This window comes from Rhizobium giardinii bv. giardinii H152 (genome assembly GCF_000379605.1).
GTDB lineage: Bacteria > Pseudomonadota > Alphaproteobacteria > Rhizobiales > Rhizobiaceae > Pararhizobium > Pararhizobium giardinii.
Window position 1 is genome coordinate 1 of record NZ_KB902651.1, and the last position, 1110, is coordinate 1110.

Below are 1110 nucleotides of genomic sequence, written 5' to 3' on the forward strand. Positions count from 1 at the left end.
GGTTCATTCTTTACGCTTCAGGCTGATCACCCCAACGCCGTTTTCGAAAGAAATCCGTGTGCCATAAGGTTCAGAAAGCCTACGCAGGCGGTCTAAGATCATCTCAGCTTTCGCAGCAGATGTGAGACTAGGAATTCCTCGGTTCGCGAACCTTTTGGAGTGACCGAGTTCAACGGGGTATAGGCGCAACTCGGTGAGTCTGTTTTTCTCGAAGCGGCTAACCGCAATAATGCTCTCATAGAATACAGGGTCGCCGAAACCGGGGGAGGTCTCGTATCCCGATGACATTTCCGAGACAGTCACGTCAGCATCTGTGGCATCGACCAAGTCCTTGTCATAGACGTCGTACATATCGGCGCCCACGGGCGTCCGAAGGTCGTCCATCATGAAGTTTCCCAAGCTGTAGAAAATCGGCCGGCCTTTGTAGATTTCGATACCCCGCAATCGGTGCGGTCCGTGTACGATGTAAGCATCGGCCCCTGCATCGACAGTCTGATGTGCGAATTCCCTCTCGTAATCCGCCGGTTCTTCACTCCAATTCCCCGGTTCATGCCCGTGATTTGTAAAGATGCAGAAATCAGAAAATTGCTTGCCGCGGCGAATATTTCGGAGGATGTTCGCGACGTCCCTAGAATTAGGCTCATAGGAATACCCGGGCCGCTCGCCGGCTCTGAAAGTCACATTCGCAACCTTAACTTGGTCGGACTGTCTCCCGGACCGCCCAAAGTTCGGCAGTGAATCGCGCACCATCCGGAGGCTATCGAGCATTTTGGGCTCCACAACGATGCTCCTCTCCAATCGGAGAGTGTTGATGCCAGGCCTGCCCGGAGCTTCGCCCGCTGCGTCGCAGGCACGTGACATAGGTGTGAACGTGGATGCGGACGATACCAACCCTACCCGTCCTTTGGTTGTTTCTACAAAACGTGCGGCACCAGCCTGTGACAGATTTTCGCCAACACCGGCGTAGGCAATGCCGTTTTCCGCGAGCGCGCGGCACGTAAGGCGCATGCCCTCTACGCCCCAATCGAAAGAGTGGTTGTTTGCGTAGCTGACCAAATTGAACCCCATCGTCCTTAGATCAGGCCCAGTTTCTGGCAAGCTGACATGATA

Annotated in this window: 1 protein-coding gene; it reads right to left on the reverse strand. The window is 54.5% G+C overall.

Going from position 1 to position 1110, the window contains the following annotated elements:
* Nucleotides 1-3 precede the first annotated feature (3 nt).
* A partial coding sequence (locus A3AY_RS0113670; RefSeq protein WP_018326228.1) for a CapA family protein occupies nucleotides 4-1110 on the reverse strand: 1107 nt, incomplete at its 5' end.